The following is a 25,534-nucleotide window of genomic DNA, read 5'->3' as shown; positions in this document are numbered from 1 at the left end:
ACGTGGGCGTAGTGGCGGTTGGCCGTCTCGTATTCGACGTGAGCCGTCGAGATCGTGATGCCGCGGGCCTTCTCTTCCGGCGCCGCATCGATCTGGTCGTAGCGCTTGTATTCGCCAAAATACTTCGTGATCGCCGCCGTCAGCGACGTCTTGCCATGGTCAACGTGACCAATCGTGCCGATGTTCACATGAGGCTTAGTGCGCTCGAATTTACCTTTTGCCATGTGATGTCTCCAATCTGCTGCCCGTACGGGCCTTGAATTAAGTTACCGATGCAACCCGTTCAGGTTACGCGTATTTCTTCTGGACTTCCTGGGCGACCGCGGTCGGCACAGGCTCGTAGTGATCGAACTGCATCGTGTAGGCCGCACGGCCCTGGCTCATCGAGCGCAGGTTGTCGACGTACTTGAACATGTTGGCCAGCGGCACCATCGCGTTGATCACGACAGCCACGCCGCGCGCTTCCTGGCCCTGGATCTGGCCGCGACGGCCGTTCAGGTCGCCGATGACGCTGCCGACATAGTCTTCCGGCGTCACGACTTCGACCTTCATGATCGGCTCGAGCAACTGCACGCCAAGCTTGGGCGCAGCTTCACGGAAGCAGGCGCGGCCGGCGATTTCGAACGCGAGCACCGAGGAGTCGACATCGTGGTAAGCGCCGTCGATGAGCGACGCCTTGACGCCGATCATCGGGAAGCCGGCAAACGGGCCAGACGTCATGACGCTGTTGATGCCCTTTTCGACACCGGGGATGTATTCCTTCGGAACCGCACCGCCGACGATCTTGGATTCGAACTCGAACTCGCTGCTTTCCGGGTTCGGCTCGAAGATGATCTTGACGCGGGCGAACTGGCCGGTACCGCCGGTCTGCTTCTTGTGGGTGTAGTCCTGCTCGTGCTTGCGGGTGATCGTCTCGCGATAGGCCACCTGCGGGGCGCCGACATTGGCCTCGACCTTGAATTCGCGGCGCATGCGGTCGACGATGATGTCAAGGTGAAGTTCACCCATGCCCGAAATGATGGTCTGGCCCGATTCCTCGTCGGTCTTGACGCGGAAGGACGGATCCTCGGCGGCCAGGCGGTGAAGGGCGAGGCCCATCTTTTCCTGGTCGTTCTTGGTCTTCGGCTCGATGGCGATCTGGATGACCGGATCGGGGAATTCCATGCGCTCGAGGATGACCGGATGCAGCGGGTCGCTGAGCGTATCGCCGGTGGTGGTGTCCTTGAGGCCAGCCAGGGCAACGATGTCGCCGGCAAATGCCTCTTCGACGTCGGCGCGCGAATTCGCATGCATCTGCAGCATGCGGCCGATGCGCTCTTTCTTGCCCTTGACGGTGTTGTCGAGCGAGACGCCCTTGGTCAGCTTGCCCGAATAGATGCGGGCAAAGGTCAGCGAACCGACGAACGGGTCGTTCATGATCTTGAAGGCGAGCATCGACAGCGGCTCGTTGTCGTCGGCATGACGCTCGATCTCGGCGTCGGTCTTGGCGTCGACGCCCTTGATGGCGGGAACATCGGCCGGCGACGGCAGATATTCGACGACGGCGTCGAGCAGCGGCTGCACGCCCTTGTTCTTGAAGGCCGAGCCGCAGAACATCGGGTAGAACTTGACCGCGATCGTGCCCTTGCGGATCAGCGAACGGATCTCGTCATTCGACGGCATCTTGCCTTCGAGGTAATTCTCGAGCGCCGTCTCGTCCATTTCGACGGCGGCTTCGATCATCTTCTCGCGGTATTCTTCGGCGCGAGCCTTGAGGTCGGCCGGGATCTCGACGACGTCCCAGGCAGCGCCCAGCGTCTCGTCGCGCCAGACCAGCGCGTTCATCTCGACGAGGTCGACGACACCCTTGAACTCGGTCTCGGCACCGATCGGCAGCTGCATGACGACAGCCTGCGCACCGAGGCGCGAGCCGATCATTTCGACCGAGCGGTAGAAGTCGGCGCCGATCTTGTCCATCTTGTTACAGAAGATCATGCGCGGAACGCGATACTTGTCGGCCTGGCGCCAGACAGTCTCGGTCTGCGGCTCGACACCGGCATTGGCGTCGAGCAGCGCGATGGCGCCGTCGAGCACGCGCAGCGAACGCTCGACTTCGATGGTGAAGTCGACGTGTCCGGGGGTGTCGATGATGTTGAAGCGGTGCATCTTGCCGTCACGGCCCTTCCAGAAGGTCGTGGTGGCAGCGGACGTGATGGTGATGCCGCGTTCCTGCTCCTGCTCCATCCAGTCCATGGTGGCAGCGCCGTCGTGCACTTCGCCGATCTTGTGCGACTTGCCCGTGTAATAGAGGACGCGCTCGGTGGTCGTCGTCTTGCCGGCGTCAATATGCGCCATGATACCGAAATTGCGGTAGTCTTCGATTTTATATTCGCGGGCCATCGTGGGTGCCTTCTCAGTCTCGTTCGCGCTTTACCAGCGGTAGTGTGCGAAAGCGCGGTTGGCTTCAGCCATCTTGTGGGTGTCTTCGCGCTTCTTCACGGCCGTGCCGCGGTTGTTGGCCGCGTCCATCAGCTCGCCGGAGAGGCGATCGACCATCGTGGTCTCGTTGCGGTTGCGCGCAGCTGCAATCAGCCAGCGGATCGCCAGGGCCTGACGGCGCTCGGGGCGCACGTCGACCGGGACCTGGTAGGTGGCGCCGCCGACGCGGCGCGACCGGACTTCCACATGCGGCGCGACATTGTCGAGCGCCTGATGGAAGACTGTAACCGGCTCCTGCTTGGTCTTCGACTGAACCTGGTCGAGCGCGCCGTAGACGATGGTCTCGGCAACCGACTTCTTGCCGTCATACATGACGGCGTTCATGAACTTGGTGACGATCAGATCGCCGAACTTCGGGTCCGGATTGATCTCACGCTTTTCTGCACTGTGACGACGCGACATGGCTTTTGTCTCTCAATCTCGTAGCCTTGCGCAGCAAAAGCGCGAAGGCCGGAAAATCTTACTTCGGACGCTTGGCGCCGTACTTCGAACGGCGCTGCTTGCGGTTCTTCACGCCCTGCGTGTCGAGCACGCCGCGGATGATGTGGTAGCGCACGCCCGGAAGATCCTTGACGCGGCCGCCGCGGATCATGACCACGGAGTGTTCCTGAAGGTTGTGGCCTTCGCCGGGGATGTAGCCGATCACTTCAAAGCCGTTTGTCAGGCGGATCTTGGCCACCTTGCGCAGTGCCGAGTTCGGCTTCTTCGGCGTCGTTGTATAGACACGTGTGCAGACGCCCCGCTTCTGCGGGTTCTGCTGCATGGCCGGGACCTTGTTGCGCTTCACCGGCGCAATGCGCGGCTTGCGGATCAGCTGGTTGACGGTAGGCATTAAACCCTCTTGTCTCTCAATTCCGTGTCTCGCCCGGTCAGGGCCGCTCAAAGCGTCAATCCCATACGCAAATTCGGGCCATAAACCGCGCCTCGCGGTCCTGCCCGAACAAAATGCAGAGGAAGCGGAAACCGCTTCATGCGCGCCGGAAATGTCTTTTCGCTCGTAAAACGAACCCTGTTTGAGGCAAACTCCAAAGCGTGTCGCTTCGGAAGGGAGAGCCTCACATCGGTTCTGACTGGGCGGCTTCTACTCGCAAGACCGTGAACCGTCAACCCCGGAGCGCCAAATATTGCGCGCCAAACAGGACGTGGCAGCCATGCGAAAATCGCATGTAATTTTCTTTCGCCATTTTGCAAGAGCGAGGAAGAAAGTAACCGCACAGGCAAGAAAGTGACCGGCTTTTGGCTGTCCTGCGCCGAGGCTTCGTGGCAAAAGGCGCCATGGACAGCGCAAATCCCCTCGCCCGCCCCCGATCCAAGAGGAATCAGCCCGTGAACGACAACGAGGAACGACCGGTCACCATCATCACCGGCCGCGTCTGGAAAAAGAAGGGCGGCAAGCCGGAAGGCGTCCATGTGATGCTGGTCGCGCCCGACGACGATTCGGCCGTGCGCCGCGCTCTCGAATCGCTCGCCGCCGAAGGCTATGCCGAAGCCGAGCTCGACCAGATCGGCGACATGCAGGGCGAGCCTGACGATGAGCCGCATCTGTCGGCCTTCCAGGGCGCGCTTGAAGGCGAAGTGTCGATCGTGACGTTCGAGATTCCGCTCTGATCACGACCGCGACCTTTTTCTTCGCGCTCCGCGTCACTTGCCCGGCACGGCTTCTCTGCTAAAAGTCCGACAAATACCCAATCAGCGGAGTTACCATGCCCTCGACGAAAGACCCCATCAAGCTCGGCATCGTCGGCGTGGGCAAGATCGTGCGCGACCAGCATTTGCCGGCAGTGGCCAAGGATGGGAATTACCACCTGATCGCCGCCGCCAGCCGGCACGGCAAGGTCGACGATATCCCGAACTTCCCGACCATTGAGGCGATGCTCGACGCAGTGCCGGAACTCGCGGCCGTGTCGCTCTGCATGCCGCCGCAGTTTCGCTATGACGCGGCACGCACCGCGCTGATCGCGAAAAAGCATGTCTTCCTGGAGAAGCCGCCGGGCGCCACGGTCAGCGAGGTCGAGGATCTGAAGCGGCTGGCCGAGGCAAATGGGGTGACGTTGTTCGCCAGCTGGCATTCGCGCTACGCGCCGGCGGTCGAGGCCGCGCGGACTTTTCTGAGCTCAGCCAAAATCAGCTCGGCCGCCATCGTCTGGAAGGAGGATGTCCGCCGTTGGCACCCGAACCAGGACTGGATCTGGGCGCCGGGCGGCTTCGGCGTCTTCGATCCCGGCATCAACGCCCTGTCGATCGCGACCCACATCCTGCCGGCGATGTTCATCACCTCGGCCGTTCTCGACTTTCCAGAAAACCGCGCCTCGCCAGTCGCGGCCCATGTCAATTTCCGCACCTCCGATGGGTTGCCGGTAACCATGGAGCTTGACTGGCTGCAGACCGGCCCGCAGAGCTGGGACATTCTGGCCGATACCGACAGGGGCAAGATGGTGCTCTCCGGCGGCGGCACCAGGCTCGCCGTAGACGGCAAGGTGGTTCACGACGAGCCGGAAGCCGAATATCCCCAGCTCTACCGACGCTTCTCCGAGATCGTGCGCGCCGGCATTTCCGACGTCGACCTGGCGCCCCTGCAGCACGTCGCCGACGCCTTCATGCTCGGCAAGCGCAACGTGGTCGAGGCGTTTTTCGATTGAGGTGAGCGGCGGCCGCCCGCCGCTGCCGATGCCTCACTCAACGATTGCGATGGCAAAGCCGTCATAGCCCTTGGCGCCGACGGTCTGGATGGCGGTGCCGTCCAGGCGCTTCTCGCCGCCGATAAAGGAAAATGCGGCGCGTGCGCCTTCGACATAGGCGTCACGGCCATCGTCGTTGAGCACCGTACCGTCTCGGACGACGTTGTCGCAGACGATAACCGTGCCTGGCCGTGACAGGCGCATCGCCCAGCTGAGATAGTTCGGATTGTTCGGCTTGTCGGCGTCGATGAAGATCAGGTCGAACGGCCCGGCATTTTCGCTCTCCAGCGTCTCAAGTGTTTGCAGCGCCGGCCCGGTCCGCAGGTCGACCTTGTCCGACATCCCTGCCCGCTCGAAATTCGAGCGCGCAACCTTTGCGTGGTGCGGGTCGAGTTCGAGCGTGACTACCTTGCCGTCGGCCGGCAATCCCCTTGCCATCCAGATAGTCGAGTAGCCACCGAGCGTGCCGATCTCCAGCACCCGCTTCGCGCCGCGGATGCGCACAAGAAGCGAAAGCAGCTTGCCCTGCGCGGCAGAGACGTCGATGGCCGGCAGGCCCTGTTTGCGATTGGTTGCGATCACCGCGTCAAGCACGGGATCCGCTTCGAAAAGAGACGAGACGATGTAGTCGTCGACGGCCGTCCAGGTCTTGTTGCTCATGATGCTTCCCTTGTTCGTAAGGCTAAAAACGCAAAAAGGGGCCGCTTGGGCCCCTTTTCCTTTTCTCGTCCACCGCGGTTACTGCGCGGCGTTGACCATGTCGGTCAGCATCGGGTCGGCGACTTCGACACCGGAGGCCTTGCGGCGCTCGTCGATGATCAACTCGTCGCGCGAGGTGGCGATGCGCCGGATCTGGCTCATCGTGCCGCCGGTACCGGCCGGGATCAGCCGGCCGACGATGACGTTTTCCTTCAGGCCCTGCAGCATGTCGGTCTTGCCGGCGACCGCAGCTTCCGTCAGCACCCTGGTCGTCTCCTGGAAGGAGGCGGCCGAGATGAAGGACGGCGTCTGCAGCGAGGCCTTGGTGATGCCGAGCAGCACCGGCTGGCCTTCGGCCGGCTTCTTGCCGTCCTCGATCAGGCGCTCGTTGACCTCTTCCAGTTCGATCACGTCGACGTGGTCGCCCGGAATGTAGGTCGAGTCGCCCTGCGTGGTGATCTCGACCTTCTGCAGCATCTGGCGAACGATCACCTCGATGTGCTTGTCGTTGATCGACACGCCCTGCAGGCGGTAGACTTCCTGGATTTCGTTCACGAGGTAGGAAGCAAGTGCCTCCACGCCCTTGATCGCCAGGATGTCGTGCGGCGCCGGATTGCCGTCGAGGATGTAGTCGCCCTTCTCGATGACGTCGCCGTCCTGGAGATGGAACGGCTTGCCCTTCGGGATCAGGTATTCGACCGGCTCAAGCGTCGAGTCATGCGGCTCGATGATGATGCGGCGCTTGTTCTTGTAGTCGCGGCCGAAGCGGATCGTGCCATCGATCTCGGCGATGATGGCGTGGTCCTTCGGACGGCGTGCCTCGAACAGTTCGGCGACACGCGGCAGACCGCCGGTGATGTCCTTGGTCTTGGCGCTTTCCATCGGGATACGCGCCAGCACGTCGCCGGGGCGAACCTGCGAACCCGGCTCGACCGAGAGAATGGCCTCGACCGAGAGCAGGAAGCGGGCGTCGCCGCCCTTTGACAGCTTGCCGACCTTGCCCTTGCCATCCAGGATGGCAATCGCCGGCTTGAGGTCGTTGCCGCGCGGCGTCGAACGCCAGTCGATGACCTCGCGCTTGGTGATGCCGGTCGATTCGTCGGCCGTTTCCTGAACGGAAATACCGTCGACCAGATCCTCGTACGCCACCTTGCCCTCGATTTCGGTGAGGACCGGGCGGGTATAGGGATCCCACTCGGCGATACGCTGGCCGCGCTTCACCTTGTCGCCATCGTCCACGAAGATACGCGAACCATAGGTAACGCGGTGCGTGGCGCGTTCCTTGCCGGCTTCGTCGAGGATCAGCACCGCCATGTTGCGGCCCATGACCATCTGCTGGCCGTCCGAGTTGCGCACCACGTTGCGGTTGCGGATCTCGACCTTGCCCTCATACGAGGCTTCAAGGAACGAGGAGTCCACCACCTGCGCCGTACCGCCCATGTGGAAGGTACGCATGGTGAGCTGGGTGCCCGGCTCGCCGATCGACTGCGCCGCGATGACGCCGACGGCTTCGCCCTGGTTGACCGGGGTGCCGCGAGCCAGATCGCGTCCGTAGCAGACCGCGCAGACGCCGACCCTGACTTCGCAGGTCAATGCCGAACGGATGCGGACCGACTGCACGCCGGCCTTTTCGATCTGCTCCACGTCGCGCTCGTCCATCAGCGTTCCGGCCTTGACCAGAACTTCGCCCGAAACCGGGTGCGTGATGTCGTCGAGCGACGTACGGCCCAGCACGCGCTGGCCGACCGAAGCGACAACCTGACCGGCATCGACGATCGGCTGCATGGTGAGGCCCTTGTCGGTGCCGCAATCCACGGAGTTGACGATGCAGTCCTGCGCCACGTCGACCAGACGACGGGTGAGGTAACCCGAGTTCGCCGTCTTCAAGGCGGTGTCGGCCAGACCCTTGCGGGCGCCGTGGGTCGAGTTGAAGTACTCGAGCACGGTCAGGCCTTCCTTGAAGTTCGAGATGATCGGCGTCTCGATGATTTCACCCGACGGCTTGGCCATCAGGCCGCGCATGCCGGCGAGCTGGCGCATCTGGGTGGGCGAACCGCGCGCACCCGAATGCGACATCATGTAGATCGAGTTCATCGGCTTCTGACGACCATTGTCCTCGAACTCCACGGCCTTGATGCGGGCCATCATTTCGTCGGCGACCTTTTCCGAGCACTTGGCCCAGGCATCGACGACCTTGTTGTACTTCTCGCCCTGCGTGATCAGACCGTCATTGTACTGCTGCTCGTATTCCTTGGCCAAAGCCTCGGTGTCGGAGACCAGCTTGATCTTGGCGTCCGGGATCAGCATGTCGTCCTTGCCGAACGAAATGCCGGCGCGGCAGGCATGGCCGAAGCCGAGTGCCATGATGCGGTCGCAGAAAATGACCGTCTCCTTCTGACCGCAATGCCGGTAGACGGTGTCGATCATCTTGGAGATGTTCTTCTTGGTCATCTCCTGGTTGGCGGTCTCGTAAGGCACGTTGACGTTCTTCGGCAGCAGTTCGCCGATGATCATGCGGCCAGGCGTGGTGTCGTAGATCTTCGACACGACCTTGCCTTCGGCGTCGACCGAACGGAAGCGACCCTTGATCTTGGCGTGGAGGGTGACGGCCTTGGTCTCGAGCGCATGCTGGAGTTCGCCCATGTCGGCAAACACCATGCCTTCGCCCGGCTCGTTCTGATTGACGATCGAGAGATAGTAGAGACCCAGAACCATGTCCTGCGACGGCACGATGATCGGCGCGCCGGAAGCCGGATGCAGGATGTTGTTGGTCGACATCATCAGCACGCGGGCTTCAAGCTGAGCCTCGAGCGACAGCGGCACGTGAACGGCCATCTGATCGCCGTCGAAGTCGGCGTTGAAGGCCGTGCAGACCAGCGGATGCAGCTGGATCGCCTTGCCTTCGATCAGGATCGGCTCGAACGCCTGGATGCCGAGGCGGTGCAGCGTCGGCGCGCGGTTCAAGAGCACCGGATGCTCGCGGATGACCTCGTCGAGGATATCCCAGACTTCCGGACGCTCCTTCTCGACCAGCTTCTTGGCCTGCTTGACGGTCGAGGAGAAACCCTTGGCGTCGAGGCGGGCATAGATGAAGGGCTTGAACAGTTCGAGCGCCATCTTCTTCGGCAGGCCGCACTGGTGCAGCTTGAGCTCCGGACCGGTGACGATGACCGAACGGCCCGAATAGTCGACGCGCTTGCCGAGCAGGTTCTGGCGGAACCGGCCCTGCTTGCCCTTCAACATATCGGACAGCGACTTCAGCGGACGCTTGTTGGCGCCGGTGATGACGCGGCCGCGGCGGCCGTTGTCGAACAGAGCGTCGACGGCTTCCTGCAGCATGCGCTTTTCATTGCGCACGATGATGCCGGGCGCGCGCAGCTCGATCAGCCGCTTCAGGCGGTTGTTGCGGTTGATGACGCGGCGATAGAGGTCGTTCAGATCGGACGTGGCGAAGCGGCCGCCGTCCAGCGGGACCAGCGGGCGCAGGTCCGGGGGGATCACCGGAACCACCTTCATGATCATCCATTCCGGACGGTTGCCGGATTCCATGAAGTTCTCGACGACCTTGAGCCGCTTCAGGTACTTCTTCTGCTTCAGCTCGGACGTGGTCGAAGCCAGTTCCGAACGCAGGTCGCCGGCGATCTTCTCCAGGTCCATGCCGGCCAGAAGGTCATGAATGGCCTCGGCACCGATCATGGCGGTGAACGAGTCCTCGCCATACTCGTCGACGGCGATCATGTACTCTTCCTCGCTGAGCAGCTGGTGCTCCTTCAGCGCGGTGAGGCCAGGCTCGGTGACGATGTAGTTCTCGAAGTAAAGGACGCGCTCGATGTCCTTCAGGGTCATGTCGAGCAGCGTGCCGATGCGCGACGGCAGCGACTTCAGGAACCAGATGTGAGCGACAGGTGCTGCCAGCTCGATATGGCCCATGCGCTCGCGGCGAACGCGCGACAGCGTGACTTCGACGCCGCACTTCTCGCAGATGACGCCCTTGTACTTCATGCGCTTGTACTTGCCGCACAGGCACTCATAGTCCTTGATCGGGCCAAAAATGCGCGCGCAGAACAGACCGTCACGCTCCGGCTTGAAGGTGCGGTAGTTGATGGTCTCCGGCTTCTTGATCTCGCCGAACGACCAGGACAGAATCTTCTCAGGGCTGGCGAGCGATATCCGGATGGAATCGAACACCTGCGCCGGCGCCTGCGGATTGAAGAGATTCATGACCTCTTGGTTCATGCCGTTCTCCTTTTCGGGGTCCTCGAAAACCCCTTGCATCTAACGCGGGCCAAATGCCCGCTGAGTGGTCGGCCCACCGGCCGTAGAATTCGAGGCGCGCCGCGGCTTTCCGCGGCGCGCCGTTGCCTTACTCGGCTGCGTCAGGCAACCGGACAGGGTTGTCGTCGAGCTTGGTGTTCTCCAATTCGACATTGAGGCCGAGAGACCGCATTTCCTTGACGAGCACGTTGAAGCTCTCCGGAATGCCGGCTTCGAACGTGTCGTCGCCGCGCACGATCGCCTCGTAGACCTTGGTGCGGCCGGCGACGTCGTCGGACTTCACCGTGAGCATTTCCTGCAGTGTGTAGGCGGCGCCGTAGGCTTCCAGTGCCCAGACCTCCATTTCGCCGAAGCGCTGGCCGCCGAACTGCGCCTTGCCGCCCAGCGGCTGCTGGGTAACGAGCGAGTACGGACCGATCGAACGCGCGTGGATCTTGTCGTCCACCAGGTGGTGAAGCTTGAGCATATAGATATAGCCCATCGTCACCTTGCGATCGAACGGCTCGCCGGTGCGTCCGTCATAGAGTTGCGACTGACCGCTGGTGTGCAGGCCCGCCTGTTCCAGCATGACGTTGATGTCGACCTCATGCGCGCCGTCGAACACCGGTGTCGCGATGGAGACGCCGCGGCGCATCTGCTCGCTGAGGCGAACGATGCTCTCGTCGTCATACTCGCGGACCGGCTCGTTGCGGTCGTTGGCCGGAATGAAGCTTTCCAGCGTCTTGCGCAGCGGCTTGATGTCGCCACCCGCCTTGTACGCTTCAATCAGCTCGCCAATCTTCTTGCCCATGCCCGCGCATGCCCAGCCCAGGTGCGTTTCCAGGATCTGGCCGACATTCATGCGGCTCGGCACACCCAGCGGGTTGAGCACGATATCGGCATGAGTGCCGTCCTCGAGGAAAGGCATGTCCTCGACCGGAACGATGCGAGACACGACACCCTTGTTGCCGTGACGGCCGGCCATCTTGTCGCCCGGCTGCATCTTGCGCTTCACAGCCACGAAGACCTTGACCATCTTCATGACGCCCGGAGGCATTTCGTCGCCGCGCTGGACCTTCTCGACCTTGTCCATGAAGCGCTGCTCGAGCGCCTTCTTGGAGTCGTCGTACTGGCCACGCAGGGCTTCCAGTTCGCTCTGGAGCTTTTCGTTCTCCACCGCAAACTGCCACCACTGCGAACGCGGATACTCATCCAGCGTGTCCTTCGACAGCTTCGATCCCTTCTTGAAGCCCTTCGGCCCGGCAATCGCTTCCTTGCCGACAAGAACGTCGGAAAGGCGCGAATAGACGTTGCGGTCGAGGATCGCCTGCTCGTCGTCGCGGTCCTTGGCGAGGCGTTCGATCTCCTCGCGTTCGATCGCCATGGCGCGCTCGTCCTTCTCGACGCCGTGACGGTTGAAGACGCGCACTTCGACGACGGTGCCGAAGGTGCCCGGAGGCATGCGCATCGAGGTGTCGCGAACGTCGGACGCCTTTTCACCGAAGATGGCGCGCAGGAGCTTTTCTTCCGGCGTCATCGGGCTTTCGCCCTTCGGCGTGATCTTGCCGACGAGGATGTCGCCCGGCTGCACTTCCGCGCCGATATAGACGATGCCGGCTTCGTCGAGGTTCTTCAGAGCTTCTTCCGAAACGTTCGGAATGTCGCGCGTGATTTCCTCCGGTCCGAGCTTGGTGTCACGGGCCATGACCTCGAACTCCTCGATGTGGATCGAGGTGAAGACGTCGTCGGCCACGATGCGCTCGGAGAGCAGGATCGAGTCCTCGTAGTTGTAGCCGTTCCACGGCATGAACGCGACCAGCACGTTGCGGCCGAGCGCCAGATCGCCGAGCTCGGTCGACGGACCGTCGGCAATGATGTCGCCCTTGTTGACGCGGTCGCCCATGCGTACCAGCGGACGCTGGTTGATGCAGGTGTTCTGGTTCGAACGCTGGAACTTCATCAGCCGGTAGATGTCGACGCCCGACTTGCCGGGATCGAGATCTTCCGTGGCACGAATGACGATACGCGTCGCGTCCACCTGGTCGACGATGCCGCCGCGGCGAGCACCGATGGCGGCGCCCGAGTCACGGGCGACGACCGGCTCCATGCCGGTGCCGACGAACGGCGCTTCGGCACGCACCAGCGGCACGGCCTGACGCTGCATGTTGGAGCCCATCAGCGCGCGGTTGGCGTCGTCGTTCTCGAGGAACGGGATGAGCGCTGCGGCCACAGACACCATCTGCTTGGGCGACACGTCCATCAGATCGACGTTTTCGCGCGGCGCCATCATCACTTCGCCGGCGCTGCGGCAAATGACGAATTCGTCGACGAAACCACCATTCTTGTCGAGCTCGGCATTGGCCTGCGCAACATGGTGCTTAGACTCTTCCATAGCAGAGAGATAGACGACCTCATTGGTCAGCTTGCCGTTGACGATCTTGCGGTACGGGCTCTCGATGAAGCCGTACTTGTTGACGCGCGCGAAGGTCGCCAGCGAGTTGATCAGACCGATATTCGGGCCTTCCGGCGTCTCGATCGGGCAGATGCGGCCGTAATGCGTCGGGTGCACGTCGCGCACCTCGAAGCCGGCGCGCTCGCGGGTAAGACCGCCCGGTCCAAGCGCCGACAGGCGGCGCTTGTGGGTGATCTCCGACAGCGGGTTGGTCTGATCCATGAACTGCGACAGCTGCGAGGAACCGAAGAACTCGCGCACGGCGGCAGCCGCCGGCTTGGCGTTGATCAGGTCCTGCGGCATCACCGTATCGATCTCGATCGAGGACATACGCTCCTTGATCGCGCGCTCCATGCGCAGCAGGCCGACGCGGTACTGGTTCTCCATCAGCTCGCCGACAGAACGCACGCGGCGGTTGCCGAGATTGTCGATGTCATCGATCTCGCCCTTGCCGTCGCGCAGTTCGACCAGCGTCTTGACCACGGCCAGGATGTCGTCCTTGCGCAGCACGCGCACGGTGTCCTCGGCCTTGAGCTCGAGGCGCATGTTCATCTTGACGCGACCGACGGCCGACAGATCGTAGCGCTCGCTGTCGAAGAACAGCGAGTTGAACATGGCTTCGGCGGTTTCCAGTGTCGGCGGCTCGCCCGGGCGCATGACACGATAGATGTCGAACAGCGCGTCCTGGCGGCTCTCGTTCTTGTCGACGTTGAGCGTGTTGCGGATGTAGGCGCCGACATTGACGTGGTCGATGTCGAGAACCTTGATCTCCTGCTCGCCGGTGCCGAGCAGCACCTTCAGCGTCTTCTCGTCGATCTCGTCCCCGGCTTCGAGGAAGATCTCGCCGGTGCCGTAATTGACGATGTCTTCGGCCAGGTAATTGCCGAGCAGATCCTCGTCGGTCGCCTTGATCGCCTTCAGACCCTTCTCGCCAAGCGCCCTTGCCTGGCGGGCGGTGATCTTCTTGCCCTGCTCGACGACGATCTCGCCGGTGTCGGCATCGACCAGGTCGCCGACAGCCTTGAGGCCGCGGAAACGCTCCACGTTGAATGGAATGCGCCAATGATCGCCGGCGCGCTTGTAGGTGATCTTGTTGTAGAAGGTCGACAGGATCTCTTCGCCGTCCATGCCAAGCGCCATCAACAGCGACGTCACCGGGATCTTGCGACGGCGGTCGATGCGGGCGTGCACGACGTCCTTGGAATCGAACTCGATGTCGAGCCACGAACCCCGATACGGGATGACGCGCGCGGCAAACAAAAGCTTGCCCGACGAGTGCGACTTGCCCTTGTCGTGGTCGAAGAAGACGCCCGGGGAACGGTGCATCTGCGAGACGATAACGCGCTCGGTGCCGTTGACGATGAAGGTGCCGTTCAAGGTCATGAGCGGCATGTCGCCCATGTAGACGTCCTGCTCCTTGATGTCCTTGATCGACTTGGCGCCGGTATCCTCGTCGATATCGAACACGATGAGGCGCAGCGTCACCTTCAGCGGCGCGGCATAGGTCAGGTCGCGCTGACGGCATTCGTCAACGTCGAATTTCGGTCCTTCGAACTCGTACTTCACGAACTCCAGCATCGAGGAGCCGGAGAAATCGGAGATCGGGAAGACCGACTTGAAAACAGCCTGCAGTCCTTCGTCCGGACGGCCGCCCTTGGGCTCGTCCACCATCAGGAACTGGTCATAGGATGCCTTTTGAACCTCGATCAGGTTCGGCATCTCCGCAACTTCCGGGATCTTTCCGAAGAACTTGCGTACGCGTCTGCGGCCATTGAAAGTCTGGGTCTGGGCCATCGTCGCTCCTTAGCTCTAAACTCGGGACGAGCCTCGCCGCGGCTCGCCTTGCATACTGAGCCGCCTGGGCAGCGGCCCTCTGTCTGTTTCCCGGCAGGCTGCCGGTAAAACGGGAGAAAACCCGTTTCCTGAAGGCCGGTTTCGGCCCTCAGGAAAGAGGTTCCCGTACATCCCGCGCTACGCACCCTCCCTTCCGTGAAGGGAGTGGCGGACGGCGCGAGGCCGCCCGCCGCTTTTACGCTTACTTCAGGTCGACCTTGGCGCCGGCTGCTTCCAGCTGCGCCTTGAACTTCTCAGCGTCAGCCTTGGAAACGCCTTCCTTGACCGGCTTCGGAGCTGCTTCGACCAGATCCTTGGCTTCCTTGAGGCCCAGGCCGGTGATGGCGCGGACTTCCTTGATGACGTTGATCTTCTGAGCGCCTGCCTCGGTGAGGACGACGTCGAATTCCGTCTTTTCCTCGGCCGGAGCAGCAGCAGCGGCAGCGCCGCCGGCAGCGGCAACCGCCACCGGAGCAGCAGCCGAAACGCCCCACTTTTCTTCAAGAAGCTTCGACAGCTCGGCCGCCTCGAGGACGGTCAGCTTCGAAAGGTCGTCTACGATCTTTGCCAGATCAGCCATTGTTGTATTCCTTCATCAGGTTCGAACGTGTGTTTGTGATAGCGAGGAACGGCCTCATGCCGCCTCGTCCTTCCGGGCGTAAGCGCCGATGACGCGCGCGACCGAAGCCGCTGGCGCATTGACGATCTGGGCGATCCGGGTTGCCGGCGTGGCGATCATGCCAACCAGCCTGGCGCGCAGCTCATCGAGCGACGGAAGTGTGGCGAGTGCCTTCACACCGTCGGCGTTGAGCGAGGTGGTGCCCATTGCGCCGCCGAGAATGACCAACTTGTCATTTCCCTTGGCGAAATCGGACGCGACCTTCGGCGCCGCAATCGGATCCTCCGAATAAGCGATCAGCGTCTGTCCCTTGAACAGGTCGATGATCGATGCGGAGTCCGTGCCCTGAAGAGCGATTTTGGCGAGACGGTTCTTCGCGACTTTGACGGTGCCACCGGCAGCGCGCATTTTCGACCGAAGGTCGTTCATTTGCGCGACGGTGATACCGGCGTAGTGGGCCACGACGACTGAACCAGCGCCTGCAAAAGCACCATTCAGGCCCGTGACGAGTTCGCGTTTTTCCGCTCTGTCCACTGCCTATCTCCAGTTGACCCCTGCCCCACTAATAGGACAGGCGTCGGGTTGCCTTTTTGCCGGCCGGGCCATCCAGTAACGGATCTCCCGAACGACGCTCGAGGATCCTGCCCCCTTTCGCCACATCGACAGTCAAGCCGGCGATGCGCAGACAAAAGGCAAACACGGTTCGAACCTTTCATTGGAGCTTGTCGCTCCGTTGTCAGGTTTTCACCCGTCTCATGCAGGCCCAATTGAATTAAGGCTTCTGGGCCGCCTGCAATCTCGGACAGGATGTCCGGAAACCTCTCGGTTTCCGGTACCGGGCCGCCGACAGGTCGGAGGCCCGGAATTCACTTGCGGATCAGCACTTTAGCGGCCGATCCAAATGTTCGTATCAGGACGCTGCGAGCGTCGAGACGTCGAGCTTGAGGCCCGGGCCCATCGTCGAGGTGACCGACACCTTCTTGACGTAGTTGCCCTTGGCGCCAGCCGGCTTCGCCTTGGTCACCGCATCGGCGAAGGCGCGGATGTTTTCTTCCAGCGCCTTGACGTCGAACGAGACCTTGCCGACGCCGGCCTGGACGATGCCGGCCTTCTCGACGCGGAACTCGACAGCGCCGCCCTTCGATGCCTTGACGGCCGCCGCGACGTCGGTGGTGACGGTGCCGACCTTCGGGTTCGGCATCATGCCGCGCGGGCCGAGCACCTTGCCCAGACGGCCGACCAGCGGCATCATGTCCGGCGTGGCGATGCAGCGATCGAAGTCGATCGTGCCCTTCTGGACGATCTCGACCAGATCCTCGGCACCGACGATGTCGGCGCCGGCGGCCTTGGCTTCCTCGGCCTTGTCGCCACGTGCGAACACGGCCACGCGGACCGAGCGGCCGGTGCCGTTCGGCAGGTTGACCACGCCGCGGACCATCTGGTCGGCGTGACGCGGGTCGACGCCGAGGTTCATCGCGACTTCGATGGTCTCGTCGAACTTCACCGTCGAACGGTCCTTGAGCAGCTTCAGCGCTTCACCCAGGGCATAAGCCTTGTTGGGATCGATGCCTTCGCGGGTCTTCGATACACGTTTTGCAAGTTTTGCCATGATCTCAGCCCACCACTTCCAGACCCATCGAGCGGGCGGAGCCCTCGACCATGCGCATGGCCGCTTCGACGTCGTTTGCGTTCAGATCCTTCATCTTCTGCTCGGCGATGGCGCGCACCTTGTCGCGGCCGATCGTGCCGACCTTGACCTTGCCCGGCTCCTTGGAGCCCGACTTCAGGTTCGCAGCCTTCTTCAGGAAGTAGCTCACCGGCGGCGTCTTCATGACGAAGGTGAACGACTTGTCCTGGTAGTAGGTGATGACGACCGGAATCGGCGATCCCTTTTCCATTTCCTGGGTCTGCGCGTTGAACGCCTTGCAGAACTCCATGATGTTGATGCCGCGCTGACCAAGTGCCGGGCCGATCGGGGGCGACGGCGTAGCCGAGCCCGCGGCAACCTGGAGCTTGAGCTGGCCTGCAATTTTCTTAGCCATCTCTTTCCTGCCTTTGTCTCATGCCGGCCCCACTATCGGGAACGCCGGCGGTTGCAGTCCGGTGGTGCGGTTCGCGCGGCCGGCTAAAGCCACATTCGCCTCCCACCCGTTCATGGCCGCGCGTTTTCGCGCCGCCTCCCCTTGCCGGCGAACCGGCGCGGGGTTTTCGGATCAGCCCTTTTCGACCTGTCCGAATTCCAGATCGACGGGCACGGCGCGCCCGAAGATCGAAACTTCCACCTTGAGCCGCGCCCGCTCCTCGTCCACTTCCTGGACGAAACCGTTGAACGACGCGAACGGCCCGTCCGAAACGCGGATCGCCTCGCCGATCTCGAAGGTGACCGAGGGCTTTGGCCGCTCGACGCCTTCCTGGACCTGGTTCAGGATGCGCTGCGCTTCCGCCTCGGTGATCGGCACCGGCTTGGAGTCACCGAGAAAACCGGTGACCTTCGGCGTGTTCTTGACCAGCGAGAACACCGCGTCGGTCAGATTGGCCTTCAACAGCACATAGCCCGGAAAGAACTTGCGCTCGGCATCGACCTTGCGGCCGCGGCGGATCTCGACAACTTTCTCGGTCGGCACCACGATCTGTTCGATATCGGCGGACAGGCCCTTCTGCTTGGCCTTGTTCTCAATGTCCTCGGCGACCTTTTTTTCAAAGTTCGAATAGGCGTGGACGATGTACCACCGCGCGGTCATTTCAAGACTTCTCCGTAATCGCCGAACTTAATGTCCGAGGCTCAGTAACCGCTCGATCGCGTAGCCCATGGCCACGTCGGCGGTGAAGAAAAAGATCATCGCGATGACCGCAAACACGAGCACCATCACCGTCGAGATCATCGTCTCCCGGCGCGACGGCCAAGTCACCTTGGCGGTCTCCGCGCGGACCTGCTGGAGAAAGACGAAAGGATTTGTGGTTTTCGAAGCCATATGCCGCTCTGTCTTCAAGACCCGTTGGCCGGGTCTCCTGGATGATCCCGCTGGCCGGGACGTGCCGCCTGGGTTTCAAGTCGACGCCGAATCAGCGCAACCATTTCGCCCATGCAAATCGGACGCGTAAAGCCGGCTTCCCAGCTCCACGCGTCGCGTGTCTGTTGTGTCTACATAAAACCGATTCTTGATCCACGCAAGTGGCAAGTGTCCGCTTTATGACCAAACGCCGCCTCGGAACCATCCAGTCGTCCCGTCCCGGCTATGAGGGCCTTATGCCTCAGTTTCCCTAATATGGCAAGCCACCTGCCATTTTTCAATGCGGGGCACGGCACCGAGTTCGTTCGTGAATCGCCATTTGAGAAAATGGCACGGGCAGCAGGGCTCGAACCTACGACCTGCGGTTTTGGAGACCGAATAGCCTTCTCGCATCATCTTGTTTACACATCGATATTTGGCATTTTTCAGATTGGTGTGCAAGGATTTGTGTAACAGATAAGCGCCTTTTTCACCGTTCCGGGCCGCTTCCGTGCTTGCCGCGATATCAAGAATGATGGCCTCAAGGCGTCGAAATCCGACTTCGCCGCGTGCCAAAGGACAGTCTCTTATCTCAGTGATCTAATAGCTTGGAGACGTCATTGACCATGGCTGTGCTCGCAACGTCGAGGTCGCCGGAAATATCGAGTAGGTAATGGTAGAACTTGGTTCCGGTGGAGATGGTCCCAACATACTCGATACCGGGCTTAGCGGCTAAGGACGCCGGCGATACCCAGACTGCTATCGGCGCGCCTGTGGCGACCGCATGGGAGATCACCTGATAGCGATCCTGTTCTTTTAGTTCCTCCTTGTATTTGACCTCGCCGATGGCGAGAACGACCTTCTTTCTCCTGAAAATGAGGTCCGGCTTGATAGGATACCGCCTACTATCAAGAAACAGGAGGCCTTGGTGCCGGGAAGCGTTTCCGTCGAGCACCGCAATCTTCCGCTCGCGCAGCTGCTCACGGAACGTATTCCTCACGTAGCTCTCGAAAACGCTGTCCAGAGAAAAAAGGAAAGAGGGTAGCTCGGTGCCCTGTGAAGCATAAGAGAACCCGATCCGACTGAATCCCAACAGCATGGCATAGACGGTTAAGGCGCCAAAATAAGAGTCCTGCAACCATACCGGCAAAGCCAACGCTGACGACTGCTCCCCAAAGCGCATCCGGGTGGGTCTCACCGAGGCCAAGGCATTGAGTGCCTCCCCGATAAGCCTTCGATCGGCTGCCCACTTCTCGCCGCGCGGCATCACCCTGACAAAGTCGACGCAGGCAGACTTCAGCAAGGCGTTGGGATAAAGGCCGGCCGAAAAGGCGAAGGCATCAGATGCCACGTTCAGTTCGTCGCCACGTGATAGGTATCCGCCGACGGTGCGCCCGAAATTCACCTTGGGCTTGAAGTGTCCGCGATACGGCTCCTGGTAGTACCCGCGTGTGACGCCGACTGTCAAGATGGCAGAGAGGTAGTGACCGAAGCCCCTAGCCAGCAATTCGTGCGGCGGCACGGCGTTGTCGACCTGGTACGAGCGCAATACGGGCAGCACTGTGTCGTAGTCGGTATCCGCGACCGAAAGCATTCGCCAGAGGTTCTGAATAGGGAATTTGGGCGTGAGGTTGAGTACAATGCTGGAGGTGAGCGGCAAATATCCGATGAGCCCGTTAGCTCTGAGCTGGACCCCTTCGAGCACCTCACGCATCTCGATGGCTTTAAGTTCGCGGGTCTCTGGCAACAGCAGCGAACGGCCACGGGCGTCGAACAAATCTTCGCGCGGAAACATTCGCGGATCCCGCTCCCCAAGATCGATTATCCGGAGCGGTTCTCCGGGCATATTTTAGGCGTTCCCCTGCGCTGGAGCGTCCTCCGGGTCGTCTTTGGTTTTTAGCAATCCCTCGATCTCGGTGCTGGTTGTCTCAAACTGCACCAAGTCGTGGGTCAAAGCGCGCCGAAGGGTGAGTCTTACCCGGCCGATCCAAACCGCAGCGAGATCGTCGACAGTACGAACACGGAGGAAGTTGGTGTGGCCGAAACCGTTTGGGAAGGTCTTATTGAGTATCGTGAAGACTTGCATGGTGCGGCTGATGACGTTCTCAGGAACCCTCTCTTTCACCAGATGATTCCGAAGCACGGCTTCATCAGGTTCAAGTTCGATAACCCAGAAGCGCCGAAGAAGGGCGTCATCCATGTCGGTCACAGAACGGTCAAAGGGATTGGCTGTGGCGATGACAACCAAATTGTCGGGAAGGAGCGCTTTTAACCCCGAGTATGGCAGCGTGAACTCGACGTCGCGATAGTCCATCTCGAGGTAGGTCAGCGCTTCTCCGAAAATACGAGCGACGTCGCCGCGATTTAGTTCGTCGATGACCGCGACGTAGCGGTGTTCCTTGTCCTTAGCGGCCTCCTGAGCGAATTTTAGGAACAGGCGCGGTGCCAGGTCGTAGCGAATGCCGCCTTTCTCATTTTCCGCCTGCATCGGGCGGAAGCCTTCCATGAAGTCGTCATATCCGATCGCGGGGTGGAACTGCAGGTACAATACCCGTTCGACTTTGCCGCCGGTCAGCTTGTTCGCAATCAGACGGGCATAGCGCGTCTTACCGGTCCCAGGAGGACCAGCAAGCAGGAACGCCAAGCTTTCTTTCGCTTGGATCGTAGCGGTTATGGTAGCAAAGACCGGGTCATCGTCGTTCAGCGACTCCTCTGCCGCCGCGTCCTCCGCTTGTTGGGCGTCTCCCCCGGCCGCTAGGTAGGCGACCAGTTTGGGCGCGAGCGCTTGCAAAAATTCCGCGTTTGTCGGTCGCTGCTCAAGGACGGCAGGCCAAGGTACCGGAGGGGCTGTGAGGCCAAAACGGCCGAGATAGGGCGCCTTGAAGTCAGCCAGTTTAAGCTGCCCGAGCAGATGCGAGCGAAGAGCTGCCCATCCATTGATTTCGTCCGGGAAGCCCTCAAAGGCATAAAGCCACACTAGGAAGTCCTCAAAACGGAATGCCGCAGGAATCTCGGCTTCGAAGCGCGCCTGGAAGGCGTCGGTGAGCTTCGTGATAGCCTTTTCACCTTCTATGAGACCCTCAAGTCTCATTTCCCGGTAGCCGCGCGATGAGAACAGATTGCCCCACATCTTGGTATCTTGCCGGATCATATGATCGCCTGCGAATTCTCCTTTCACCCAAGCGGGAATACCGGCTAATCGCGGTCGCAGCAGATTGTTGCCGCTGGGAAACGGCGGAATATCGAGCCTTTTGCCATGGAAATAGTTGTCGAGAAAATGATCGGTGCCAGCACGCTGAGAGATGTCAACGAACTCGTCAGTCCCAACGTCATTGGCAGCGAACACGAACGCTGGAAGGAGCCAGTTAGCCTTGAAGTTCTGTAGATGCTCGATGGCCTCGCGGATCGTGTCGATACTGAAATAGCGCACCCATCACCCCCCGGTGGTTTTCGCTCGACCTGGCTTTCGAAAGTTTTCTTTGTTGCCAGCCCAGGATTTCCACGCCGCGGACGGCGTTTTCAGTCTTTTTTGCACCGCGTCCCAGGTCGTCGGCTTGTGCCCGTCGGCTTGCAGGGTCGTTGCGATGTAGTCGACGTAGTCTTCGCCCATTTCGACGCCCACGGCGTTCCGGTCATGGGCGAGTGCGGTGAAAATGGTTGTACCCGAGCCGACGAAAGGGTCTAGGACGTGGCCGCCGACCGGGCTGCCAACTTCGATGCACCTACGCGCCAATTCAGTCGGAAACGCAGCGTTGTGCCCCGTCTCTCGCGTGCGGAGGCTCCGTTCGATAGGAATGTTCCAAACGTCTTCCTCGACGAGCTTGGACCGATCGAACGAATAGAAGCGCTGCTTTGAAAACATAAATACATGTTCATATTGCCGATATGGCCTGTCGCGCGCTGTTGGCTCAACAAAGGCATTTACGCGATTCCATATGATGTCGGAGCGTAGTGTCCACCCTCGTTGCTGCATCGCAAAGGCAACTTTCCAAGGGACACCAATCATCGACTTTTTTGGTATATCCCAGCCGCTCTGGTCAACCGGACGAATTTTGCGCCGGGCAAAATTCCGAGAGGCGCTGCGCGGATCACTCCCGTGCGGCTGGCCGTTCCCAGAATAGTACGTATCGCCAATGTTGAGAAAAAATACGCCTTCAGGGTGGAGCGTGCGTTTGACCTCGTCGAACACAGCCATCAAAGCATCGATGTAGATCTCGACGCTCTTTTCGTGACCAATTTGCCCATCGTAACCATAGTCACGCACCCAATAGTAAGGAGGTGACGTGACGGCCACATTGAATATCTCGTCAGGGAGTTGCTTCAGAGTGGTGGCGCTGTCGCCCAGCATTACGCCAGCCACATTGTGGTCGGCCGTAATCCAACTAGATCGACTCAGCGGAGAAGTCTCAGCTTTCGACACCTTGCTTGTAGCGGTCCGGACGGTGGTATTAGATTTCGTCCCCATAGCCTGTTTCCTCCGGCACGAGTCGCCTGACGATTGCTCGAATCACCGGAACGACGTCATCGTTTTAGTATGGGAAATGTGAAAGGGGAACTTACAGGGAACGATTTGCGCTAAAATCTCCCGTCCTTTTTGGCGCAGACAGCGGCAGAAGAAGCCGTTCCGTTCCCGCAGGTCGAGCGGCCGACCCGCAGGGTAGATGGACGCCTGGGCGAATGTTCGTGGAGCTACGCTCCCGTGGTTACGATTAACGTCCGCAAGTTCAAGCGCGGCAAATGCACTTGGCTAGTTCTCTTGCTTCAGGAGTTTGTCGAGCACATTTGCTGGTACGGTGCCCGTGAACCCTCTGCCAATTTGGCCCGAATTACCGTCTTCGCCGGCCGGCCCTGCCGGCCCTACCTTCCCTTGATGTCCCGGTCTGCCGGGATTCCCTATCCGGCCTGCATACCTGCCGGGCAAAAGCCCGCCATCACTACCTAGGCCACCTCGCCCCCGCTGCCACCTACTCCGCCCAGGCCGCCTCCGCCGCCGGAACCGCCAAGTCCAGGTTCGCCGCCGTGGCCGCCGCTGGTATCAATGGTCACAGCTGCCGGCTTATGAGATAACCTCCTCGACTACTATCAAGGTGATGTTCCCGCCATCTCCTCCATCTCCTCCAGCTCCTCCAACTCCCCCTCGACCGCCGTGCGGTTGGCCCGTCGCCACAACACGCCAGTGCATCGCGAGTACGACAATGGCCGCGAGGGTTAGCGCGCCGAAGATTGTTGGCTCAAGGCCCGGCAGCACGGTCGCATTGCCGATACACGGATCGGCCAGCTCCTTGTGAAATTCAGTGCAGATACGAGCGGGATCGTTTAGCGTCCGAAGCTGCGACCAATCCCAAAGGCTGGCGCCTGGGTCCCTCTTGCCGTCGTTCAGCATTACCGTCGCGGAGAGGAACGTACACCAGAAATAGACCAGCGCAATCGCGGGCAGCAGGGAGAAGACTGTAATCATCACGCCTTGATAGACGCGGCCTTCACGCGAGCCCGTATCGATCCCGTCGAAGCCGACAACCGGTATTCGATCATGCCATTTCGAGCCGCCGCGCAGAGAATAGACGCGTCCAACGAGTGAGGTTAGTGCGAGCAAAATTGAACATATCGGGATTGCGATCATTACTGCAGGCACCCTCGCCTTCATGACCAGCTTTGCACCGAATATCTCTTCGCCGCCTTGCGCTACCACCCAAGAATTCAGGGCGTAATAGAGAAGGAGCGCACTGACCACAAACCAAACCTTGCTAAGCTGCGATTGCGTCATTTGCACCTCTTGGTCGTTATGGGTGGCGGCACACGGGCTACTGACCTACTAAATCAGCCGATAGCGCCATATCGAAATTCATCTTGAGGCGGGCACTGGCAATCAGATTTTTCGGCCCGACTGTGATGTCGAGAAGTTCAATCGACGGAGTGTCAGCGGAAATCTTCAATCCCGGAACGTTGGTATTGTGAACGGCCTTCAAAATCTCATCGGACGCGTCGTTGATCTGCTTGTTGAGATCGACTTTCGAATGAGCCTCTAAATCTGCCAGGATCTGGGTTTCAAATAGGGATTGAGCTGCCTTCCAGAAGGCGTTGTCGAGGACGGTCGCGAAATGCAATTCATCGATCGAGATCGCTGTTCCAGTTTTCTCGACGCGGGGTAGCCCTGAGAGGTAAACCCAGCCGGTCGTATTCAGGAACTTGCCCGGCAGCTTTGCCTGTACCTTCAAGCCAATCACGACGGAGCCAGCGCTAGGATAGAGGTCAACATCGTCGACCTTGACATCGATGGCGCCTGCGGGCGTCTGCTGCTGGAAATCGCGACCCTTAAGGTTCTTTGACAGCTCGGCCAACAGCAATCCATAGGGTGCGGTTGCTTGCAGGGTGATATCGGCCTGACTTCGATCGGCTGATGTTTTGCCCAATGGCGGCAGAGACAGGATCTGTGTGGGAACTGGCTCTGCAGCAAGACTGGTCTTTGCCGCGACACGCACGGTCATCTTCATGCCTTGCGCTTCACCGACCAGGCCCGAAAAGCTCGCCGCTGTGGGGACGATGTTGAGATAGACGGGCGTGCTGTCCGCTCGGTCGATCTTGATCGAAATGGCGTGCCATTGGGCCTCAACCTTTGACCGAATCGCGTCACAGGGCAGAGCTTTGGCGATGGCATCCTGTATCTTGGAACGGTGGTCATTGATCTGGCCGTTCAACACGTCAGCCAGTCCCAGATTTATCGGCCCTGCGCAGACTTGGGGGTGCCCTAGGTTTCCAAAATCAAAGCCGAGGCAGTTTTTGCCCACTACCTCTACCGAAGCACTGCTCACCCATCTGCCGGTTGGGGTTCCCGCGAGCACGGGGCACCACTTATCGTTCATATCGAGCTGCAAATCGAGGCCTGGGACCAGCCGAGCCTCGAAGTTCTTTCCGGAAAGCGAAAGCAGTTTGGCGAGGTCGCCGCCGACGCCGGCCTGACCCCTGACAAACAGCGGCTGTTCGACGTGAACGCCATTGCCCGCCTGGGCCACGACAAGAGGGCCATCCGTTTTGATATCGGCGTGCCAATGATAGTCGGCACATTGGTTCGTAGTGCCAATACTGGGAGCGGTAACGTCTGGCACTTCAACACAAACACGGACACCGATCCATTTGCACTCGGTATGATGTCCCAAGCGTCCGGGATTAATATGAGGAATACCGACACATCCGATGTGACCATCTCCTTGCACCGGAACGGATTGCGGTATCTTCGATTGCGCTGCTTGCACTAGCGTCCCATACGGGATTTGTGCCACCAGCGTGAGAACGCTGTCCGTCACGGGTGCCGGCGGCACATCGGCAGTGCCACCACGGGGTGGCGCCTGGAACAGATTTTTTTCGCAGCCCGAAACGCTAAGCAAGATGAGAAGGACCGGAACGAACCGGCGAGCGGCGGCGGCAAAGTGAGCGACACGCAACTTCGTGTCCGGTCCGGTACGCGCTGTCATGGACGTCTCCCCCAAGAATGCTCTGCACCTGCTGAAGCGGTGGCGCTGAAGTCACCGCTCTG

Annotated in this window: 21 protein-coding genes; 2 read left to right on the top strand and 19 right to left on the bottom strand. The window is 60.6% G+C overall.

Features of this window, described 5'->3' with window-relative positions; translation table 11 throughout:
* The 4 genes from ACWGTI_RS26410 to rpsL all read right to left on the bottom strand — a co-directional run.
* Nucleotides 1–224, bottom strand: a 224-nt coding sequence (locus ACWGTI_RS26410; protein ID WP_287171849.1) for a GTP-binding protein, incomplete at its 3' end; no start/stop codon positions are given.
* 64 nt (nucleotides 225–288) lie between these two features.
* On the bottom strand, nucleotides 289–2,379 hold the full coding sequence (gene fusA / locus ACWGTI_RS26405) for an elongation factor G (protein WP_454578428.1): 2,091 nt from the start codon (nucleotides 2,377–2,379) through the stop codon (nucleotides 289–291).
* Nucleotides 2,380–2,409: 30 nt separating this feature from the next.
* A complete protein-coding gene (gene rpsG / locus ACWGTI_RS26400; protein WP_008875664.1) occupies nucleotides 2,410–2,880 on the bottom strand; it encodes a 30S ribosomal protein S7 in 471 nt (156 codons plus the stop codon).
* A 58-nt stretch (nucleotides 2,881–2,938) separates the two neighbouring features.
* Complete coding sequence (rpsL, locus tag ACWGTI_RS26395; RefSeq protein WP_006333356.1) at nucleotides 2,939–3,310, bottom strand: 30S ribosomal protein S12; 372 nt, start codon at nucleotides 3,308–3,310, stop codon at nucleotides 2,939–2,941.
* Between the two features lie 494 nt (nucleotides 3,311–3,804).
* On the opposite strand from rpsL, the gene ACWGTI_RS26390 reads away from it, so the two are divergent.
* Together ACWGTI_RS26390 and ACWGTI_RS26385 are read left to right on the top strand one after the other, a co-directional pair.
* Nucleotides 3,805–4,086, top strand: a complete 282-nt coding sequence (locus ACWGTI_RS26390; RefSeq protein WP_454589834.1) for a transcriptional regulator — start codon at nucleotides 3,805–3,807, stop codon at nucleotides 4,084–4,086.
* A gap of 95 nt (nucleotides 4,087–4,181) precedes the next feature.
* Nucleotides 4,182–5,117, top strand: coding sequence for a Gfo/Idh/MocA family protein (locus ACWGTI_RS26385; RefSeq protein ID WP_454589833.1), 936 nt, complete (start codon nucleotides 4,182–4,184; stop codon nucleotides 5,115–5,117).
* Between the two features lie 33 nt (nucleotides 5,118–5,150).
* Here the strand turns inward: ACWGTI_RS26385 and ACWGTI_RS26380 are convergent, their stop codons facing one another.
* From ACWGTI_RS26380 to ACWGTI_RS26310, 15 genes are all read right to left on the bottom strand, one after another.
* Nucleotides 5,151–5,816 (bottom strand): O-methyltransferase, encoded by a 666-nt coding sequence (locus tag ACWGTI_RS26380; RefSeq protein WP_454589832.1) that lies wholly within the window; start codon nucleotides 5,814–5,816, stop codon nucleotides 5,151–5,153.
* 78 nt (nucleotides 5,817–5,894) lie between these two features.
* On the bottom strand, nucleotides 5,895–10,091 hold the full coding sequence (rpoC, locus tag ACWGTI_RS26375) for a DNA-directed RNA polymerase subunit beta' (RefSeq protein WP_454578432.1): 4,197 nt from the start codon (nucleotides 10,089–10,091) through the stop codon (nucleotides 5,895–5,897).
* A 127-nt stretch (nucleotides 10,092–10,218) separates the two neighbouring features.
* Entirely contained in the window at nucleotides 10,219–14,355 is a 4,137-nt protein-coding gene (gene rpoB / locus ACWGTI_RS26370; protein ID WP_454578433.1) for a DNA-directed RNA polymerase subunit beta, read from the bottom strand.
* Nucleotides 14,356–14,596: 241 nt separating this feature from the next.
* Nucleotides 14,597–14,974 (bottom strand): 50S ribosomal protein L7/L12, encoded by a 378-nt coding sequence (gene rplL, locus ACWGTI_RS26365; protein ID WP_142864855.1) that lies wholly within the window; start codon nucleotides 14,972–14,974, stop codon nucleotides 14,597–14,599.
* 54 nt (nucleotides 14,975–15,028) lie between these two features.
* Entirely contained in the window at nucleotides 15,029–15,547 is a 519-nt protein-coding gene (gene rplJ / locus ACWGTI_RS26360; protein WP_023667437.1) for a 50S ribosomal protein L10, read from the bottom strand.
* A 376-nt stretch (nucleotides 15,548–15,923) separates the two neighbouring features.
* A complete protein-coding gene (gene rplA, locus ACWGTI_RS26355; protein ID WP_112566728.1) occupies nucleotides 15,924–16,622 on the bottom strand; it encodes a 50S ribosomal protein L1 in 699 nt (232 codons plus the stop codon).
* 4 nt (nucleotides 16,623–16,626) lie between these two features.
* Complete coding sequence (rplK, locus tag ACWGTI_RS26350) at nucleotides 16,627–17,055, bottom strand: 50S ribosomal protein L11 (protein WP_112566731.1); 429 nt, start codon at nucleotides 17,053–17,055, stop codon at nucleotides 16,627–16,629.
* A gap of 171 nt (nucleotides 17,056–17,226) precedes the next feature.
* Nucleotides 17,227–17,754 carry a transcription termination/antitermination protein NusG gene (nusG, locus tag ACWGTI_RS26345; RefSeq protein ID WP_006333333.1) on the bottom strand — a complete coding sequence of 176 codons (528 nt, stop codon included), beginning with the start codon at nucleotides 17,752–17,754 and terminating at the stop codon, nucleotides 17,227–17,229.
* Between the two features lie 27 nt (nucleotides 17,755–17,781).
* The gene (gene secE / locus ACWGTI_RS26340) at nucleotides 17,782–17,985 is read right to left on the bottom strand and encodes a preprotein translocase subunit SecE (RefSeq protein WP_023667439.1); all 204 of its coding nucleotides are present in this window, start codon (nucleotides 17,983–17,985) and stop codon (nucleotides 17,782–17,784) included.
* Between the two features lie 273 nt (nucleotides 17,986–18,258).
* Nucleotides 18,259–18,579 carry a hypothetical protein gene (locus tag ACWGTI_RS26335; RefSeq protein WP_454589831.1) on the bottom strand — a complete coding sequence of 107 codons (321 nt, stop codon included), beginning with the start codon at nucleotides 18,577–18,579 and terminating at the stop codon, nucleotides 18,259–18,261.
* Between the two features lie 16 nt (nucleotides 18,580–18,595).
* Nucleotides 18,596–19,798, bottom strand: a complete 1,203-nt coding sequence (locus ACWGTI_RS26330) for a 5-methylcytosine restriction system specificity protein McrC (protein ID WP_454589830.1) — start codon at nucleotides 19,796–19,798, stop codon at nucleotides 18,596–18,598.
* A gap of 54 nt (nucleotides 19,799–19,852) precedes the next feature.
* A complete protein-coding gene (locus tag ACWGTI_RS26325; RefSeq protein WP_454589829.1) occupies nucleotides 19,853–21,433 on the bottom strand; it encodes an McrB family protein in 1,581 nt (526 codons plus the stop codon).
* Between the two features lie 3 nt (nucleotides 21,434–21,436).
* Nucleotides 21,437–22,351: a DNA-methyltransferase gene (locus tag ACWGTI_RS26320; RefSeq protein ID WP_454589828.1), complete on the bottom strand. Its 915-nt coding sequence runs from the start codon at nucleotides 22,349–22,351 to the stop codon at nucleotides 21,437–21,439.
* Nucleotides 22,352–23,059: 708 nt separating this feature from the next.
* The gene (locus ACWGTI_RS26315; protein ID WP_454589827.1) at nucleotides 23,060–23,767 is read right to left on the bottom strand and encodes a hypothetical protein; all 708 of its coding nucleotides are present in this window, start codon (nucleotides 23,765–23,767) and stop codon (nucleotides 23,060–23,062) included.
* A 37-nt stretch (nucleotides 23,768–23,804) separates the two neighbouring features.
* On the bottom strand, nucleotides 23,805–25,472 hold the full coding sequence (locus tag ACWGTI_RS26310) for a DUF4403 family protein (protein WP_454589826.1): 1,668 nt from the start codon (nucleotides 25,470–25,472) through the stop codon (nucleotides 23,805–23,807).
* Between the last annotated feature and the right edge of the window lie 62 nt (nucleotides 25,473–25,534).

The sequence above is a fragment of the Mesorhizobium sp. ArgA1 genome, assembly GCF_053714375.1.
This window is presented reverse-complemented; position numbering and strand designations above follow the sequence as displayed.